This window comes from Rhizobacter sp. P3_C12, assembly GCF_056402735.1.
In genome coordinates, this window is sequence record NZ_JBFUGW010000551.1 from 1 (window position 1) to 1,654 (window position 1,654).

Annotated in this window: 1 protein-coding gene; it reads left to right on the top strand. The window is 72.3% G+C overall.

The window, feature by feature from the left end; translation table 11 throughout:
• A partial coding sequence (locus tag AC1DXV_RS34390) for a transglutaminase TgpA family protein (protein WP_477938017.1) occupies positions 1 to 1,654 on the top strand: 1,654 nt, incomplete at both ends.

Genomic DNA, 1,654 nt, shown 5'->3' on the forward strand with positions numbered 1-1,654 from the left:
GCGCCGGGCTGCTGGCGCTCGCGGTCGGGCTGACGCTGTTCTCGTTCCGCACGCTGCTCGGCAAGGAGCCGGGCATCACGCTCGCGGTGGTGCTGATGGCGATGAAGACGCTCGAGCTGCGGGCCCGGCGCGATGCCTTCGTCGTGTTCTTCCTCGGTTTCTTCCTGGTGCTGACGCACTTCCTGTACTCGCAATCGCTGCCGGTCGCGGCCGCGATGCTGCTGTCGGTGTGGGGCCTGCTCACCGCGCTGGTGCTCGCGCACATGCCGGTCGGGCAGCCGCAGCTGCGCAAGGCGGCGCGGCTCGCGCTGCGCAGCGCGGCACTGGGCGCGCCGGTGATGGTGCTRCTGTTCGTGATGTTCCCGCGGCTGGGGCCGCTGTGGGGCGTGCCGCAGGACGGCCTGTCGAAGACCGGCCTGTCCAACAGCATGCGCATGGGCTCGGTGGCCGAGGTCGCGCAGGACGACAGCGTCGCGATGCGCATCCGCTTCCTCGGGCCGGTGCCGCCGCCCGAATCGATGTACTTCCGCGGCCCGGTGCTCGGGCGCTACGACGGCGAGGAATGGCGGCCGCTGTTCCGCTCCGAGTTCGCGCCGCCGCTGCCCGGCGCGTTGCGCACCGACGGGCCGGCGTACCGCTACGAGCTCACGCTCGAGCCGCTGCGGCTGCCGCTGCTGCCGCTGCTGGAGGCGACGACCGAGGTCGAGCCGATCGAGAACCTGCCGGTGTCGCGCCGCGACGACCTGTCATGGCGCACGCAGCGGGCGGTCACCGAGCGGCTGCGCTTCGCGGCCGTCGCCCACACGCGCTTCCAGCACGGCCCGCTGAAGCGCGGCGACGAGTTGCGCGAGTTCGTGCAGCTGCCCACCGGCTACAACCCGCGCACGATCGCCTGGGCCCATCAATTGATGAACCGGCCCGATCTGGCTCGCGCCGATTCGGGCGCGCTCGCCCGCGCGGTGCTGCAGCACATCGCCGGCGACGGTTTCAGCTACACGCTGGCGCCGGGCGTGTACGGCGAGACGAACTCGCGCGCCACGGTCGACGAGTTCTGGCTCGATCGCAAGCTGGGCTTCTGCGAGCACTTCGCGGCCGCCTTCGTCGTCGTGATGCGGGCGATGGACGTGCCGGCGCGGGTCGTCACCGGCTACCAGGGCACCGACCCGGTGCCGCTCGACGGCTACTACGTCGTGCGCCAGAGCTCGGCGCATGCCTGGGCCGAGTACTGGCAGGAAGGCATCGGCTGGGTGCGCGCCGATCCGACGGCCGCGGTGGCGCCCGATCGCATCTCGCGCAGCACGCGGCTCGCGCCGCAACCGGGGCTGGTGGCGGGTGCGCTCGGCTCGATGAGCCCGCAGCTGCTGGCGCAGCTGCGCGACGCGTGGGAATCCGTCAACAACCGCTGGAACCAGTGGGTGCTGAACTACTCGCGCGGCCAGCAGCTGGACCTGCTGAAGAACCTGGGCTTCAACTCGCCGAGCTGGGAGGACCTGGCGTTGCTGCTGATCGGCACGCTGAGCACGCTGGCGCTGCTGGGCGCCGGCTGGGCCTGGTGGGACCGGCACCGGCAGGATCCGTGGCAGCGGCAGGCGCGGCAGCTGCGCGCCGCGCTGCAGCGGGTGGGGCTGGTGGCGCAGCCGCATGACACGCCGCG